The organism is Owenweeksia hongkongensis DSM 17368 (assembly GCF_000236705.1).
GTDB lineage: Bacteria > Bacteroidota > Bacteroidia > Flavobacteriales > Schleiferiaceae > Owenweeksia > Owenweeksia hongkongensis.
In genome coordinates this window covers 2,820,886-2,838,484 of the sequence record NC_016599.1, presented here as the reverse complement: position 1 = coordinate 2,838,484, position 17,599 = coordinate 2,820,886, and the positions used below count along the sequence as shown (strand labels likewise).

At 39.8% G+C, this 17,599-nt stretch carries 17 protein-coding genes; 12 read left to right on the top strand and 5 right to left on the bottom strand.

What is annotated here, in order from left to right; all coding sequences use genetic code 11:
- Positions 1-23: 23 nt before the first annotated feature.
- From OWEHO_RS12595 to OWEHO_RS17980, 4 genes are all read right to left on the bottom strand, one after another.
- Positions 24-767, bottom strand: coding sequence for a LytR/AlgR family response regulator transcription factor (locus tag OWEHO_RS12595; protein WP_014202867.1), 744 nt, complete (start codon positions 765-767; stop codon positions 24-26).
- On the bottom strand, positions 764-2,773 hold the full coding sequence (locus OWEHO_RS12590) for a histidine kinase (protein WP_041627600.1): 2,010 nt from the start codon (positions 2,771-2,773) through the stop codon (positions 764-766). The genes OWEHO_RS12595 and OWEHO_RS12590 overlap by 4 nt, the downstream gene beginning before the upstream one ends.
- Positions 2,774-2,891: 118 nt before the next feature.
- A complete protein-coding gene (locus tag OWEHO_RS12585; protein ID WP_014202865.1) occupies positions 2,892-3,875 on the bottom strand; it encodes an NAD(P)H-dependent glycerol-3-phosphate dehydrogenase in 984 nt (327 codons plus the stop codon).
- Between the two features lie 50 nt (positions 3,876-3,925).
- The gene (locus OWEHO_RS17980; protein WP_014202864.1) at positions 3,926-5,611 is read right to left on the bottom strand and encodes a M28 family peptidase; all 1,686 of its coding nucleotides are present in this window, start codon (positions 5,609-5,611) and stop codon (positions 3,926-3,928) included.
- Positions 5,612-5,739: 128 nt separating this feature from the next.
- Between OWEHO_RS17980 and OWEHO_RS12575 the strand changes: the two genes are divergently transcribed.
- From OWEHO_RS12575 to OWEHO_RS12520, 12 genes are all read left to right on the top strand, one after another.
- Positions 5,740-7,212, top strand: a complete 1,473-nt coding sequence (locus OWEHO_RS12575; protein WP_014202863.1) for a polysaccharide biosynthesis C-terminal domain-containing protein — start codon at positions 5,740-5,742, stop codon at positions 7,210-7,212.
- Between the two features lie 4 nt (positions 7,213-7,216).
- Complete coding sequence (dut, locus tag OWEHO_RS12570) at positions 7,217-7,648, top strand: dUTP diphosphatase (protein WP_041628250.1); 432 nt, start codon at positions 7,217-7,219, stop codon at positions 7,646-7,648.
- A gap of 452 nt (positions 7,649-8,100) precedes the next feature.
- A complete protein-coding gene (locus OWEHO_RS12560; protein WP_014202860.1) occupies positions 8,101-8,658 on the top strand; it encodes an REP-associated tyrosine transposase in 558 nt (185 codons plus the stop codon).
- A gap of 180 nt (positions 8,659-8,838) precedes the next feature.
- Positions 8,839-9,387 carry a hypothetical protein gene (locus OWEHO_RS12555; protein ID WP_014202859.1) on the top strand — a complete coding sequence of 183 codons (549 nt, stop codon included), beginning with the start codon at positions 8,839-8,841 and terminating at the stop codon, positions 9,385-9,387.
- 143 nt (positions 9,388-9,530) lie between these two features.
- Positions 9,531-10,535, top strand: coding sequence for a sugar phosphate nucleotidyltransferase (locus OWEHO_RS12550; RefSeq protein WP_014202858.1), 1,005 nt, complete (start codon positions 9,531-9,533; stop codon positions 10,533-10,535).
- Positions 10,486-12,240, top strand: coding sequence for a tetratricopeptide repeat protein (locus OWEHO_RS12545; protein WP_014202857.1), 1,755 nt, complete (start codon positions 10,486-10,488; stop codon positions 12,238-12,240). The genes OWEHO_RS12550 and OWEHO_RS12545 overlap by 50 nt, the downstream gene beginning before the upstream one ends.
- Positions 12,233-13,045 (top strand): DUF4292 domain-containing protein, encoded by an 813-nt coding sequence (locus OWEHO_RS12540; RefSeq protein WP_041627598.1) that lies wholly within the window; start codon positions 12,233-12,235, stop codon positions 13,043-13,045. Before OWEHO_RS12545 ends, OWEHO_RS12540 begins: the two co-directional genes overlap by 8 nt.
- Before the next feature lie 16 nt (positions 13,046-13,061).
- A complete protein-coding gene (locus tag OWEHO_RS17975) occupies positions 13,062-14,399 on the top strand; it encodes a murein hydrolase activator EnvC family protein (protein WP_052301133.1) in 1,338 nt (445 codons plus the stop codon).
- Positions 14,400-14,556: 157 nt separating this feature from the next.
- Positions 14,557-14,685 (top strand): VOC family protein, encoded by a 129-nt coding sequence (locus OWEHO_RS18790; RefSeq protein WP_407635928.1) that lies wholly within the window; start codon positions 14,557-14,559, stop codon positions 14,683-14,685.
- Positions 14,631-14,921: a VOC family protein gene (locus OWEHO_RS18745; protein ID WP_316928307.1), complete on the top strand. Its 291-nt coding sequence runs from the start codon at positions 14,631-14,633 to the stop codon at positions 14,919-14,921. Before OWEHO_RS18790 ends, OWEHO_RS18745 begins: the two co-directional genes overlap by 55 nt.
- An 84-nt stretch (positions 14,922-15,005) precedes the next feature.
- A complete protein-coding gene (locus OWEHO_RS12525) occupies positions 15,006-16,379 on the top strand; it encodes a LamG-like jellyroll fold domain-containing protein (protein WP_169312790.1) in 1,374 nt (457 codons plus the stop codon).
- 20 nt (positions 16,380-16,399) lie between these two features.
- Positions 16,400-16,771, top strand: a complete 372-nt coding sequence (locus tag OWEHO_RS12520) for a VOC family protein (RefSeq protein ID WP_014202853.1) — start codon at positions 16,400-16,402, stop codon at positions 16,769-16,771.
- 77 nt (positions 16,772-16,848) lie between these two features.
- Here the strand turns inward: OWEHO_RS12520 and OWEHO_RS12515 are convergent, their stop codons facing one another.
- Positions 16,849-17,394: a spermidine synthase gene (locus OWEHO_RS12515; RefSeq protein WP_169312789.1), complete on the bottom strand. Its 546-nt coding sequence runs from the start codon at positions 17,392-17,394 to the stop codon at positions 16,849-16,851.
- Positions 17,395-17,599: the final 205 nt, after the last annotated feature.

Genomic DNA, 17,599 nt, shown 5'->3' with positions numbered 1-17,599 from the left:
AGATTCCCTCTTAATTATCATCATCATATTCGATCCAAAAATTCGCTTTTTTTACTTCGGCTTACGCTTACATTATCACCATTATCCATCACTATTACCCCACCGCTTCCTTTGTGGTACTTTCTTATATGTCTTAAATTAATAAGGTGTGAATGATGAACACGCACAAATGATGTGGAATCCAGCATGCTTTCCACATCTTTCAAGGTTCTGGATACTACTATATCCTTTTGCCCCTCAAGCACCACCGTGGTATAATTACTATCCGATTCGCATCGCACAATAATATCCTGATCGATAAACTCAAAACCTTCCTGTGTAGGGAGTGCTACTTTCCCTAAATTTCCTTTTTCTGCACGTCCATATTTACTTAAAAAAACCATAAAGCGATCTTCAAAGTCACGATCAGCCCTGTGCTTTTTAAATTTCTCCACCGCCTTGGTTAGTTCGTCTCTTTCTATTGGTTTTAATAAATAATCAATAGCGCTCACCTTAAATGCCTGTATGGCAAAATCATCATAAGCTGTGGTAAAAATGATCTCAAAATCAATTACCGGTAGACTTTTGAGTAGGTCAAAACCGTTGAGTTTTGGCATCTCAATATCCAAAAACACCAAATCCGGCTTTTTGGAGACTATCACATCCACCGCCTCAATGGGATCATTGAGCTCAGCTTCAATCGTCATTTCGGGAACATACTTTTCTATAAGCAGGGCAAGGGATTCCGAGCAGTGCTTTTCATCATCAATAATAATAGCTCGTGTCATAATACTTTGATTTTTAAAATTACTTTGGTTCCTGCAGCAGAGCCTTCCGCATCTACCATGTCCACTATTTCATAACCAGCATCTGCATTTTGCACCTTAGCCATCATGCGCAGCCTGTCCTTGGTTATTTGCATTCCCATGGATTTGTAAGTACTACTTTTTGCAGAATTATACTCCCTTGATTTTCTTCTTCCTATTCCGTCATCCTCTACAATTACCGTTAAAAACGCTCCCTCCATAAACACCTCCACGTTCAAATGTCCGGTTCCATCTTTGTGTAACAACCCATGCCAAATCGAGTTTTCTACAAAAGGCTGAATGAGCAAAGGTTGTATTGGAATATTGGACACATCAACATCTTCGGCCACATTTATACTGTAGTCAAACTTGTTTTCAAATCGCGTTCGCTCAAACTCAATGTACAATCGTAGTGCATCCAATTCATCCTCTAGTTTAATGGTCTTTTCGCGTGAGTGCTGCAATATCATCCGCAGTAGCTTTGAAAATGCGGTGATATAATCAGATGCTTTTTCACTGTCTTCCTTCAAAATATAATAGCGGATAGAGTTCAAGGAATTGAAAATAAAATGTGGATTCATCTGCAGCCTAAGCGTACTCATTTCGCTTTCCATAAGTTGCTTTTCGTACTCCGTCTTTAGCTTTTGCTCCCGCTCTTTTTCTAGTTCTTTAGATTTATAAATAATCTCATTGGTACGCTTGAATACCTCTTCTGAAAGGTCTCGGTTTGACTCCTGAATGATTTCTTCGTTTCTCACCAACTGGTCAATATAAGCCTGCTGCACTTCCTCTTTTTCAGTGGACATAAGATTTATACGCCTGCCAAGCCCTAGTGAAAACAGAAGTATTTCGGCTAAAATTCCCAGCTGCATAAAGCTGATAGGATGAAGTCCTGTTTCTGGCAACCAACTCACTTGTAAGCTGTAAAACATCGAAAGCATCGCGGAAAGAACAAACACAATGGACCCCGAAATAATGTACTTTACCAAAGGTCCCTTTACTACGATGAATATGTAGATAATCGTAATAAATGAAATCACCAGTGCTATCACCCGTGATACAATAAATAGCATAGATTGTACTTCCTTGTCAAATGTTAGTATAAAATAGGTGCTTTCCCCAACCAGGTAAAGCACATAAGCCACATTTAAACCGATTAGAAATTTATACAAGCGATAAGAATGACGTTGTATTTCTAAAAAGCTAATGACAAACAGGTTGTAGAAAAAGTAAATCATCCATTGCACAGGCTCGTTGAGTACGTACCTAATCATTGGGTTTTCACCAAAAACAAAATAGAACGGCCCATCTCCAGCAACTTTCTGCAATAGGTAATACATGGCAAACATCATATACAGCCCGTAATACAGGTATGCTCTATCCCTATTATTCTGAAAATACAGGAAGAACATATAAAACATCATTATCCAAATGGCACCTTGAAAAAATACCGAAACCGCCATTGGAACTTTGTGGTACTCATCCTTTACCAATTCATGCCAATACATATTTCTGGCCGTGGCAATGTATACAGCTTTTGTACTGGCATCTCGACTGGAAATATTCCAGGTATTAAGAGTCCACGAATAGTGCTCACGGGGAGCAAGACTTGTTTTTACGACATACCTATTATTTGGAAACGAGATAGTTCTATACGGCACAAAGGCTCCGGCTTGTGTGGTATACCTTTCGCCAGTTGCTGATATTTGATTAAACTGCCAGTATTCGTTCCCCCTTACACCTACAAACAGATCCACCGTGTCATCCATATCATTGTATAGATTTACGGCTAGGGTGTGATATAAATTATCGTTCGGAATTATTGGCAACTGCCCATGTAAGCTATCGGGCAACGGCATAGAAGAATAGGTAGCAAAAGAATCCACGTAAATATATTCGCGAATTTGAGACACCATTAAGGTGTCTGCCTTAGCCGACCCTACATTCCCCCACAGAATGAAAAATAATATGACAATTAAGCGGTTCAAGCAGAAGTTGATTGAGGTGTTTACTCAAAAATAAAGCTCATCAACGGTTATCACCATCATCAATGAGCAATTGACCAAATACCGCTAAAAATAGTCACAATGATTGAATGATATCCAATCAATTGAGTTTATCCGTCAACTTACTCATTGTTTTTTTGGGATTTTTATCTTTATAAAGAATCTTATAAACAGCATGCGCAATAGGCATTTTAACACCTTTAGCTTTAGCTACTTCATGAATTAGCGCTGCAGCATAATAACCCTCGGCAACCATATTGAGTTCCAATTTAGCTGAACGAATAGTGTAACCTTTACCAATCATGTTTCCAAACATACGGTTACGACTGAATTGAGAATAAGCCGTTACCAATAGATCCCCTAAGTAAGCAGACTCATTGATATCGCGCTTTAGTGGGTAAACAGCTTTTATAAACTTTTTCATTTCACGAATGGCGTTACTTACCAATACCGCCTGAAAGTTATCTCCATAACCAAGTCCATGGCAAATGCCCGCTGCCAAGGCATATATGTTCTTTAGCACTGCTGCGTATTCAGTTCCAATGATGTCATCTGTCTTTTTGGTTTTGATGAAATCACTTTCCATGTGGCGGGCCAATGTATCCACTTTTTCATCATCCAATCCCGCTATGGTCAGGTATGAGAGTCTCTCAAGTGCAACTTCCTCCGCATGACAAGGGCCTGTGATTACCCCTATATTCTCCATTGGCACATTGTACTTTTGATGGAAGAACTCACCTACGATCACATTCTCATCAGGCACAATACCTTTAATTGCACTAAAAACAGTTTTGGTAGAAAGATCAATGGTTAGGCTTTCCAAAGCATTCTTTAGAAACGCTGATGGAACCGCAAAAATCACGTAATCAGCTTCACTTATTACATGATCTAAGTTGGTAGAGACATCAATCTTTTCGGTCATCAACTCTACAGAACTCAGATAATGAGGGTTATGATGAAACTTTTTAATATGATCAACTGCCTCCTCATTTCGCATCCACCAGCCCACATAATCGTTATTCTCCGTAAGGATTTTTACAATTGCCGTTGCCCAGCTTCCTCCACCTATCACCGCTATTTTCATACGTGTATCTTTCTAATTTTAAAATAAAGCCTACTTGACTTGACTTTTTACTAAAATTTCACTTCCGCTTTTTGAGACTTTCCACCACGGATATACTCAATTTTTGCAGTATCTCCTTTCTTGAATTGTCCTAAAGCCTTCATGTAGCTCATCATATCTACAACCTTTACGTCACCAAGATGCGTTACAATATCGCCTTTTTGGAGTCCGGCATTTGCGGCTGGTTTATCCAGGCTCACACCATCAATACGCATACCCTCACCTTCGTACATGTAGTCAGGCATCACCCCTAAAGTTACGCTAAACTTAGGTGCCATTTTGGATTGTTCTACCGTTTTGGTAAATGGCATTCCATCATAGTGTGAAGCATTTTGTATCACATTCAAGATGTAACTTATTACCACGGCCTCACCTTCATAATTTATTTTATCAGCATCATCACTTGGTTTATGATAATCGCTATGTGTACCCGTAAAAAAATGCAATACAGGAATATCTAAATAATAGAAGCTAGTATGATCAGATGGCCCAACACCACTTTTAGAAGATTTAATCACAATCTCATCACACCTGCTTTCTTCAAGCACCTCATTCCATATTGGCGAAGTGCCAACACCATTCACCGCCAAGGCTCCTTCTTCAAGCCTTCCCACCATGTCCATATTTAGCATAAAAGCAATTTTACCGATGCGCAAATCTTCCATTTTACCGGTAAAAAACTTTGAGCCTAATAGCCCCAATTCTTCACCCGAAAAAGCGACAAACAAGTAGTTGAATTTCTTATAATCTTCCTCAGCAGTTTTTATAAACCGTGCAATTTCCATCAGAGCAGCCGTTCCACTAGCATTGTCATCTGCTCCATTATGTATAGCTTTTTCTGTAGATAACGAACCGTTTCCACCAAGTCCAAGGTGATCGTAGTGTGCACCTATCACCACAGTACGCTCAGCTTTATTATCCTTAAAACCTGCAATATTAAATCCGTCCACATAGTTTTCCTGCAGACGAGTTACAAATTTCGCTTCTCCCTTCTTGGTAAAATTTTTAGCCAGCTCATTATTAGTCACAAAAACTACAGGAATTCCGCTGCTGTGTATTTTTCTAAAATTTGGATCAATATCATTTGCTGAGCCTTCTAGGTTTACCAAAACTACACCCACTGCACCTTTTGCCTTAGCGGCAGAAATACGCTCGCCCAAATCATGATATTTCAAATATTCAGAATGTGGGTGGATACCATCAGGCGATGAAACATCCATCACAAATATGCTACCTTCAGCGTGCTTTGGTTTTATCCTTTTGTAATCGTCATACTTCATTTCGGGAGCGGTGATTCCATACTTTACATAAAGCAGCTCACCACTAGCCAAGCCATTTGCAGAATATGATGTGGGGTAATAATCTTTACCAACTTTTAAAGTATCCTCATTCAATACCAGTCGATTGTCCTTGTCAAAAGTCACCCTCATTGCTATCGGAAACTTTTGGCGATAGCCACCATCAGTGAAATAAGGATTAAGCCCTGCTTTTCTAAATTCTACTTCAATATATTCTATAGCCGCTTCAGCACCAGCAGTACCAGGCTCACGCCCCTCCAGTTGATCAGACGCTAAAAAATAAATGTCTTCTTGAAGTCGAGACACTCTTTCGCCATCAATCTCACCGCATGGTGCTTGCGCCCAAGCCGTGCTTGCCCATCCAAAAACCAAAACTATACTAGCAATCTTACTCTTCATTCTTCATTCTTTTTAGGGCGTCAAATATAGTAAGCTGATATTGCTTTTAATTATTTAGTTAAGAACTATCGCCAACAGCTTGCAATGTGGCACCTTAGCTTTCTATTTTTACCAAAAATCCAAACTAATTGTCGGCACTAAAAAAACTGGCGGGCCAAACGGCCATTTACGGACTGAGCAGCATACTGGCACGCTTCCTCAATTTTTTCCTTACGCCACTACACACCACAGTACTTACCAAAGAAGATTATGGTATAAATAGCGATGTGTATTCGCTTATCGCCTTCCTTATGGTGGTGCTTACTTTTGGTATGGAAACCACTTTTTTTCGCTTTTACCAAAACCGGGATAAGCACTTAAATCCCGGAACCATTTTTAGCCATGCGCTATTCCCGGTAATCACCTTTGCAAGTTTCTTCTTGATAATGGCGGTGGTTTTCCTTCCGGTAATTGCCCCGCTCTTGCGGTACGAGAATCATCCAGAGTATGTTGTTTACCTCGCGATAATTGTAGTTCTGGATGCTCTCACTGCCGTTCCCTTTGCCAAGCTTAGAGCCGAAAACAAAGCCTTCCGATTCGTTTCACTCAAGATGATGCAAATCATACTTTTTGTTTTGCTCAACTACTTCTTCTATTGGCTGTGCCCAATTATGGTAGAAAACAATTTTGCCACCCCGCTTACAGATTTAGTTTACCACCCAGAACTTGGTGTTGCTTACATTTTTATCTCCAATCTTATTGCCAGCGGTTTGGTAATTCTACTACTTGCTCCACAGTGGACGCAGGTCAAATTCATCTTCAATTGGAAATTGGAAAAACGCTACCTCGCCTATGCTGCACCATTAGTAATTGCGGGCTTGGCGGGTATTGCCAACGAAATGGTAGACAAACAGTTTTTAAAATACCTACTTCCCAAGAGCATTGCTTTTGACGAAATTGGTGTGTACTCCGCCAATTACAAGATTGCCACCTTTATGATGATGTTTATTCAGGCCTTCCGATTTGCGGTGGAGCCCTTCATCTTTTCGCAATACAAAGGCGAAAGCCCAAGAAAAACCTATGCTCAAATTCTTAAGTTCTTCACCATTTTTCAGGTGCTCATTTTTGTTGGGCTACTTGGTTTTATTGATATCGTCAAGATTTTTATTGACGACAAATATTGGATTGGCCTGCCGGTAGTACCTGTTTTACTCTTCGCCAATCTTTTGGTAGGCATCAATTTCAACCTCAACTTTTGGTATAAACTGGAAGACAAAACCCGTTATGGCGCTTACATTACCTTTTTCGGCTTGTTTTTTACCGTGGTGCTAAACCTACTCCTTATCCCAAAAATGGGCATCATGGGAGCTGCCATCGCTACACTGGTTTCTTATGGAGCCATGACGCTTTTCTCCTTTTACCTCAACCAAAAGCACTTTAAAACACCTTACGAAACCGGGCGTATTCTTATTTATTTGGCGGTAAGCTTAATTTTGGGATACGTGGTATTTACCCAAACCCGCGAAATGTATTTTGTAAACACCGCCATCATATTGGTTTTGGCCGGATTTATAGCATTATTAGAAAAATCAGAACTCAAAAAATTATTGAAAAATGGCTGATAACGTGAAAGTTAAAATCATCAACAAGTCAGGGCTGCCTTTGCCCGAATACAAAACCGTAGAGTCTGCAGGAATGGACCTTTCATACTGTGGTGAAGAAGATATTACCCTACAACCGCTAGAGCGCAAATTGGCCAAAACAGGCATCTTCATAGAGCTACCTATGGGCTACGAAGCACAGATTCGCCCTCGCAGCGGAATGGCCCTAAAACACGGCATCGGTGTACTCAATAGTCCCGGAACTATTGACAGCGATTATCGTGGCGAAATCGGTGTGATTGTGGTAAATCTAAGCAACGAAACTTACACTATAAAAAAAGGCGAACGCATTGCCCAAATGGTAATTGCCGCACATGCCCGCGCCAATTTTATTCAAGTAGAAGAATTGACGGAATCGGATCGCGGAGCTGGTGGTTTTGGAAGTACGGGGAAGTAGGCTTTAATTATAATTTAGCTGAACGCGAAAGGATTCGCGCACTAGCGAGGTCTTTGGAATTTAAATAATCAATGGAGGATTTCTATTTAGGAGTGGTATTGGTAAGTCTTGTAGTTGTAATGTATTCTGGAATGTTAAGACTATTGTTTCAACTTCGAGTTTTACTTAAATCCAAGGAAACAAACTTTTTCCTAAGGATTGTTATTGCTACATTTCCGTACATTTTCATTTGGCCATCAGATGTTGAAATGGACGAGAAATTGTTCAGCAGAGGTCGTAAGTATACGATTGCAACGATTGTATCCTCAATGGTATTTTATCTATTTGCTTCATTATTTCTAGGCTGATAATCTTCCTTAGGTAGTATTAGTCTACAATAAAGTTTAATTGCCCCCCGCTAGTGCGCGAATCCTTTCGCGTTCAGCTATGATTAAGTATTTACCTTTCCTCTTATGAGTCGAAAGTATAAATTCCATAATCCTGAAGGAATTTATTTTGTGAGTTTTGCTGTGGTGGAGTGGCTTGATGTGTTTACCAGAAATGAGTATAAAGATATCCTGCTAGAAAGTTTGAGATTCTGCCAAAAGAAAAAAGGCATGGAAATATTTGCTTGGTGCATAATGACCAACCACGTTCATCTTGTATTTAGAACTACCGCAAGCCAGAAACCAGAACTTGTTTTAGGAGACTTTAAGAGGTTTACCAGCAAAGAGATTGTTGAAGCAATTTCAAATAACCCCCGAGAACGTAGACGAGAATGGTTGCTTGCAAAGTTTAAAGAGGCAGCCATGGGAAGTTCAAATGTTAAGAATTTCCAGTTTTGGAGACACGACAATAGGCCCATAGAAGTGTGGAGCAATAAAGTGATTTCTGAGAAAATCAATTATGTGCATAACAATCCGGTTGAGGAAGGTTTTGTTTTCAGGCCAGAGGATTATGTGTATAGCAGTGCATCAGATTATGCAGGCATACAGGGCGTATTAGAAAATGTAATCGTGGTTGATATTTGATTCGCGGTGTTGATTATTATTTTAGCTGAACGCGAAAGGATTTGCGCACCAGCGGGGGCAAATACTTCAAAGTAAATCTAATTCTTTCAATTATTGCCACCTTATTATTACTACAAATCTTACTATAGAATGTACTAGCCGGGACTCTATGGAAATTTAAAATTGTCTAAAACTCCCAAAATGAACACCTTTTCACGACTTATACACTTCCCAAATGAAATTCTTGACTATTCGTATAGATACATAATTCATTCAGACTTTATCATAGCCGATCAGGAGTTATTTATGCAGCTTTTAGAGAGTATTGCAAATGGTGCAATTCATGATAAGGTTTTACTTCAAAACTATACAGAAGTTTCATATCATGATGAAAAAGGAGGCCATATCCTTACAGAACATGAAGTGGCAATAAAGGGAGAAGAGTTACTGCAAAACCTTAGACGATATGAAAAAGAAAACTTCTTCCTTGTTGCTGAAAGATTCTCATTGAAGCAAGGCAATCAAAATAATTGGTTTGTTTATGTCAATAGTTCTATTGAACTAATGCTTCTTTGCACAAAGAAGCCTTTGGATGCCAAAACGCTTTCCAATACGGAAAAGTGGATAATTTCTAATTTATCTGAGCATTACGAATTCTTGAAGGGTATTAGAGTTAGAGATTCCATTTTAAGCATGTTACAAAAAGACATGAATATCTTTAATAAGGATAATTTGGCTTGGGAAGAATAAATTTTCATGTCCTATACGTTTTATTTCACCCTTAATCTCCCTTTCCTTTGAATTCCCATCCATAGGCTTATTTTTGCTCTCCATTGCCCCTAAATAAAACTTAAACCACAAAGGTGTTTTCACCTCACTAAAGAAAAACCTAGATGAAAATAATTGTTCCTATGGCTGGCCGCGGAAGCCGCCTTCGCCCACATACACTCACTATTCCTAAACCTCTTATTCCTATTGCCGGCAAGCCTATTGTGCAGCGCCTGGTAGAAGATATTGTAAAAGTATGTGGTGAACCGGTTGACGAAATCGCCTTCATAATTGGTGATTTTGGAAAAGAAACCGAAGAAAACCTAAAAGCTATTGCTGAAAGCTTGGGTGCTAAAGGTTCTATTTACACGCAAGATCAACCACTAGGCACCGCTCACGCTATTATGTGTGCTGGTCCTTCTATCACCGGAAACGTGGTAGTAGCTTTTGCTGATACTCTTTTCCGTGCTGATTTTACATTGGACAGCAACAGCGATGGTGTAATCTGGACTAAGAGAGTGGACGACCCAAGTGCATTTGGCGTAGTAAAGAAAAACGCTGACGGTTTCATTACCGACTTTATAGAAAAACCCGAAACTTTTGTTTCTGACGAAGCCATTATCGGTATCTATTACTTCAAGGATGGTGATTTCCTAAAGAGCGAATTGCAATATCTTTTGGATAATGACATTAAAGATAAAGGCGAGTATCAGCTTACCAATGCGCTTGAAAACATGAAGAACAAGGGCAGCCAATTTACTTCAGGCACGGTAAACGAATGGATGGACTGTGGAAATAAAGATGTTACCGTAGAAACTAATGGCAAGATACTTGGTTTCGTAAAAGATGATGAGCAATTGCAAAGCAGCAAGGCTACCATCGAAAATTCGGAAATCATTGAGCCATGTTACATAGCTGATGGTGCCGTAATTAAAAACAGTACAGTAGGTCCTTTGGTAAGTGTTGGTGCCAACACCGTAATTGAAGACTCTACTATTGACAATACCATCATTCAGGAAGATAGCCACGTGATAAACGCAAAGCTTACAAACTCAATGATTGGTAATAAAGCACATTTTGATGGCAAATTTTCTTCCGTTAGCATCGGAGACTACAGCAGGCTGGACTAAAGTTCTTAGCCTTTTATTAGTAATATCATTTTCCCCCGTCCTTTTGTTTTCACAAGAGGAGGGGGATCCTCTTTCTAAAAAGGAACGAGGCGCTTTTAATGAAATGTTTTTTGAAGCCGAAAAACAGAAGAACCTAGGCAATCTTGAAAAAGCCTTGGATCTATATCAGGCGCTTTACAAAATGAACACCACCAATGCCACGGTGTGTTTTGAATTGGCGCAGATTTATGCAGCTGGAAATAAGTCTGATGATGCCCTATTTTATGCTGAACGCGCAGTACAACTTGAACCAAAAAACAAGTGGATGCTTATGCTTTTGGCTTCTGCTTATCGCAATTTTGACAATCAGCAAAAGGAGATTGAGATCTTCAAGAGACTAGTAAAACTAGATTCTCTAAACCCTGACTACAGGTTTGAACTAGCCATTTCATACCAGCAGTACGAAAGATATGACGAAGCTATTGCTGCACTCAATGAACTTGAAGCTATACTTGGTGTAAATGAAATTATTAGTAACCAAAAAAAGGAAATATACCTGGAGCAAGGCGACCTTGATGCCGCGGTAAAAGAAATTGAAAATCTTATAAAAACCTATCCGAAAAACGTAGATTTTTATGGCACTCTTGGGCAAATCTACATGGTAAATGGTAAAGAAAAGGATGCGCTGAAGGTGTACAACAAAATGCTGGAAATAGCTCCAGAAGACCCTCGCCCACATTTGGATTTGGCACAGTATTATAAAGATCAGCGCGATTTCGAGAAATCCATTTATCACCTAAAGAAAGCTATGCTCAGCCCTTCTTTGGAGATTGACAAAAAAATTGGTGTGCTCCTTTCACTTTACGATGCATCGGATAACGATACGTTGCTGAGAAGGGAAAGTTATGATATGCTCGCCACCATTATTGATCAAAATCCTAATGACCCAAAAGCGTACGCCATATATGGTGATTTCCTTAGTCGCGATCAAAAAAACAAGGAAGCTTTAGTGATGTACAAAAAAGCCACTCGCTTAGATGGTGGAAATATTTACGACATCTGGGATCAAATCCTGTTGATAGAAATACAAACTGAAATGTGGGACAGCCTTGCTGTGGACGGCCCTACTGTAGTTGATTTATTTCCCAATCAACCGGTGCCCTATTTTTTTAGTGGCGTAGCCCTAAATATGACCAAGCAGCTGGACGAGGCCGCTGAATATCTTGAGGCCGGCCTACCTTATGTGATTGGCAACCCAAGGCTAAAAGAGCAATTTTATACTCAGCTCGCAGACATATACCATCAGCTGGAAGAGCACAAGAAAAGTGACAATTACTTTGACATGGCCTTGGCCTTGAATGAAAATAACCCAACTGCTCTAAATAACTATGCCTACTACCTTTCGGTAAGAAACCAAAACTTAGACAAGGCTCTTAAGATGAGCGAAAAGAGTAACAATCTTTCACCCAACAACGCTATATTTTTAGACACTTGGGCGTGGATACTTTATCAGCAAAAAAACTACTCTAAGGCTTTAGAAGTAATTGAAAAAGCCATGGTACACGGTGGTGGAAAATCTGGTGAAGTAGTAGAGCACTATGGCGATATTTTGTACAAAAATGGAATGAAAAGCAAAGCTCTGGAGCAATGGCAAAAAGCCAAAGCCTTAGGCGATGCCTCCCCTACTATTGACGAAAAGATTAATACCCAATCCATCCTTGAATAAATCGCTTTACATACTGCTTTTTTCAGCACTGTTTTTCTCTGCTTGCAAATCGAGCAAAAAACTACCAGAAGGAGCTCCGGCTGCCATTAAGCCTAAGCAGCTTCAGGAGCAAATTGCCAATGCGGAAAATCAGTTCAATACCCTACACATAGTAGGTACCGGTAATTATTCCAATGATAAAGATGCTCAAAGTTTTCGCCTGGAAATCCGCATCCTTCATGATAGCCTTATTTGGGTAGACATTGCCGATCCATTGATTGGAATAAAAGTAGCTCGCGCCATTGTTTACAAAGACAGCGTGGCTTTCATGAATCGCCTGGAAAAAGAATACTTTACAGGAAACATCGGTGCCTTACAGCAGCGTTTCAAGTTAGATTTTGGTTTTGAAACCTTGCAAGCCATTTTAAGTGCAAACACACTTTTCAATTTGGACAATAAAGAGTTTGAGCTGTTTTACAAGCCCGGAGCGTATTTACTTTCTGACTTTAACCCCGACCCAAGAGGGGAGCAGGAAGGCATGGAAAAGTATTTTGGCAAAGACAAATTCAGGCAAGCCTACATTGACCCGGCTACTTATAAGCCTGCAATGCAAGTGCAAAAAGAACCTACATCTGGCAAAAGCTATAGCGTAGAAAATAAAGATATCAAAGCAATGGGAAGCGTAAGATACCCTGAGACAATTGCTTTGAGCTACACTCAAAACGAAACCACCAAGGTGCGAATAGATGTGCGAAAAGTAGACGTTGACGAATCTGGTTTAAATTTCCCTTTTAACATTCCTTCCAGCTATGCTAAGATGCGCTAAGCAACTTTTAGTTTTAATGTTCTTATGTTTTTCCGTTGTAGCCATAGCTCAGCGTGATGATCGTAAGCAAAAGTTGGAACGCCAAAAAATCCGTTTACAGGATGAAATTGAGCTAGCCAACAAAATCTTGCTGGAAACGCGAAATACTAAAAAGCTTTCGCTAAGCAACGTAGAAACCGTAGAGCAAAAGTTACGCTTGCGCCAAAACCTCATCAATACCCTTGATAGAGAAACGGAAATGCTTTCGCGTGAGAGTCTCAAGCTCCAAAAAGAGATTGACACCTTGGAAGCACAGGTTGCCAACCTAAAAGAAGATTATGCTGAAATGATTCGTCAGGCTCGAAAGAGCAGTGACAATTATAGTCGCTTGATGTTTATCCTTTCTTCAAGAGACTTTAATCAAGCTCTGCGGAGATTAGAGTACTTAAAGCAATACAGCGAATATCGCAGACGTCAGGTGGAAGAAATAAAGCAAAAGGAAAATGACTTGAGCGATAAACTGGTAGAGCTCAATCGTCAAAAAATAAAGAAGGAAGTGCTGAAGGCACAAATGGAAGATGAACGCAACAAACTAATTGCTGAAAGAAACGAGCAGCAGCAAGCCATTGCCAGCCTATCAGAAAAAGAAAGTGAAATTACCAAAGAACTGACCGAAAAGCAGGTTCAGGCTAAAAAGCTGGAAAATGAAATACAGCGCATAATTGCAGCTGAAATTAAGAAGGCCAAAGAAGCCGCTGTGCGAAGAGGTATAGAGGATGAAGCTAAACGTGTAGGTCTTGTTTTTGGCAAAGATTTTACAAACCGCACCACCAACCGTGCTTTGAATGACCTTATTGATAAAAAGAAGGCCGAGCTAAAAGCGGCCAACAAACCCGTTGCAGCAAAGCCAAGTGCTCCTGCATCCAGCTTTAGTTTAACCCCTGAAGCTACAAAACTTGCTGCTGGCTTTGCTGCTAACAAAAGTTTACTGCCTTGGCCGGTAGAGCGTGGATTGGTAGTTCAGGGTTTTGGACCTTACCGCCATCCAATTGCCAAAAGTGTAGTGATGAACAACAACGGTATTGACATTGCCACCGAGAAAGGTAGCAAAGCCCGTGTAGCCTTTGATGGTGAAGTGAGCAAGGTAATTCGTGTGCCTGGAGGTGCCATTACCATTATTGTGAGCCATGGTAACTATTTTACCATTTATCAAAATCTGGCGGAAGTATACGTAAAATCAGGGGACAAAGTAACTGCTAAGCAGGAACTCGGCTTGGTATACACAGACCCTACCGAAGGAAAAACTATCCTTCATTTTGAGCTTTGGAAAGAAACCCAAATGCTGGACCCTCAGCCTTGGTTGGCTGGGAAGTAACATTCTAAGAAAATCTTATTGCAGCCCTGATTGGTTTGAAACCTGTCAGGGCTTTTTATTGGAAAACGATCAATCTCAGCATCCATTCATACCTTGATAATCAAATCAACCTCTCATTACCAAACCCAACCCTTTTCAAGACTCAGCCCTTACCACCATGCTATCAGTTTCTGATCTCTTAAAGTCTAAAGCGTTTTATGAAGACGTGTTGGGAGCTTCCATTTTTCGAGAATTAGGAGGCGATTCAATCGTATTGGAGTTTTTAGGAAACTGGATTTACTGGTAACTAAAGGCGGCTCTACCGTAGATAAACCCAACACTGAATTCCTTCCTCCTATTGACAAAAATAAAGTCAGCCATGCCTTTACAATCCGCGTAAAAGATTGCCAAAATTCCTATGAACTCTTAAAGGCTCGTGGCGCAAAGTTTATCACTCCGCCTTCTACCAATGGTGCAGAAACACGCTGCTTTTTCCTTGATCCTGATAGACATCTTTTTGAGATTAGAGAGTACAGTAGCTAAGACTAAACCAGATTTTACAATTTTAAGAAATTCGTAATTTGCTGATATTAAACTAAACCTATGCACTCAGCAAATCCTCAGCCCATGAAACGAATATATTTCGCGTTTATCGCTAGCCTATTTAGCACCTTATCCATTGGCCAAAATGCTTTAAACTTTGACGGTGTGGATGATCGTGTGAGTTGTGGAAACGGAATAAGTACGCAGATTTCGGGTAATAGCATTACTCTCGAGGCTTGGATTTATCCCACAGGCTGGCAGCCCAATGTTTTTCAAGGCAACATTATTAACAAAGAAAATAACAACCCCGATTATGGGTACATGCTACGATGTGGAAATGGAGGTAAGTTAAACTTCAACATTGGCAATGGTAGCTGGCATGAAAAAACTACAACAAACAATGTACTTACCTTAAACACGTGGCAGCACGTAGCCGGCACTTATGATGGCAGCAAAATGAGACTTTATGTAAATGGCATTTTGGTAGATTCCATGGCTGCTAACTTTTCATTTACCAGCGCGTCACAAAACCTTACCATCGGCAATTGGAGTGATGCATCCAGTAATCGAACTTTTATTGGCAGCATTGATGAAGCCCGCGTATGGAACGTTGCAAGAAGCAGAACCGAAATACTCAATAGTATGAATGGAGAACTTTGCAGTGTAGCTCCAGGATTAGTGGCTTGCTATAGGTTAAATGAAGGAATAGCTTCTGGAAACAATGGGGGGAAAACTACAACTGTGGATTTTTCAAACAATAACAACAATGGAACCTTAAACTCATTTGCTCTAACTGGCTCATCTTCCAATTGGGTTGCTGGATCAGGAATCACACCAGGTTCGAACTTTGTTGCAGTTACTGCCTCAGGATGCAACGATTATCGTGGACCAAATGGAAACATATATGACTCTACGGGTGTATACCAAGATACTTTGCAAAACATTTATGGCTGTGACTCCGTAATAGAAACAACCCTAACCATCAAAAAACTAAATGTGGGGGTGACAGTGACTAGCAGTACCATGAAGGCAGATCAAAATAATGGATCGTACCGATGGATGGATTGTAACGATAATTATAAGTTGGTAGTTGGTGGAACTAAGCAAACCCTCACTCCCCCAGATCCAAATGGTAGCTATGCCGTACAAGTTTCTTTTAGTGGATGTACCGACAGCTCAGCATGTTTCAGCCTTGATGGGATTGGCCTTTTGGAAGCAGAAAGTTCCTCCATAAAAATCTTTCCAAACCCTTCAGAAGGCGAAGTAGTAATATTACACCCTCAGTTGAATGAAGGAGAAATTACAGTTGTTAGCGCACAAGGGGCTGAAGTATATTTTGCCAAGTTCATCGGAACTAGTGAAACCAGAATAAAGTTGGATAAACTTCCAAAAGGAGTATATATCCTAAAAGTAGAAAATCAGCGAGCAAGCCTTGTAGAAAGGTTGATTCTAAAATAAGTAACCCAAAAAATCACACTATGAAATTAGGAGCATTTTCCATTAGTCTAGCGGTAAAAGATCTCAATGCGTCAAAGGAATTCTATGAAAAGTTAGGGTTTGAAAGATTTGCTGGAGACATAGAAAGAAATTATCTCATCATGAAAAATGGTAACTCACTTGTAGGCCTTTTTCAAGGAATGTTTGAAAACAACATTCTCACCTTCAACCCAGGCTGGGATGAGAGTGCAAATAAACTAGAATCATTTGATGATGTGCGCGATATACAAAAGCACCTAAAAGATAAAGGTGTAGAGCTACAAAGGGAAGCAGACACATCTACCACTGGGCCTGCAAGCATAGTAATGACCGATCCCGATGGAAACCATATTCTTATTGACCAGCATGTCTAAGCAATTAATAAGTCAACCTGCGAACTCTGAAAATTGCGATAAAAAAAAGAAAATCGAAGTGTGTCGTGACTTTGTATTTATTCAAACCGTGCTAGAACAAGTGTGTTGGCATCTTCCACATTTTCAAGTATGATGACTTTAGCCTTTTCATTAAGAAAGCTTGCAACCTTCAGAATGGATGAATCACCTCTTATGTATAAACCTGCATTAAAAAGTATACTCCCTCCTTGCTGAGTTATCGCCAATAGATTCTCCCAAAACGGGATGCTATAAAAAGCTACAGGAACTATATTGTCCACAAACAGGTCGACAATTATTAACCCATAAGTTTCATTGCAATTTTCCACATAAGTAAATGCATCAGCTAAAACTTTATTTACGTTCCCACTCTTACTTATATCAAATTCCGTTTCTGATAGTTTAAAGACTACTTCATCACATTCAACGGCAGTAATCTTTCCTGTACAACCAAACCTATTTCGCAAGGGTCTAATAATACTACCACCACCCAATCCCAAAATTAGAACAGGAGCTTGTTTACTAAACGTCATTTTGGACAAACCAAAAACCAATACTTTCTGCAACTTCCCGTAGGAATAATTAGCATTTTTACTATTCAGCATCTTTCTACCATTATACCAGGAGATCTCTAAAGTACCATTGTATTGAGATTCAACCTTTGATATAATTGGCCATAAAAAGCTGAGTACCTTTTTTATACTCTTAGAAGGCATGTTTCAAAAGTAGTCAGAATTCACCTACCTACCTGATTTCAGGTATTTTATTCTATAGAGGGCTTGCAGCACTCACCAAAAATTTCTATACTTG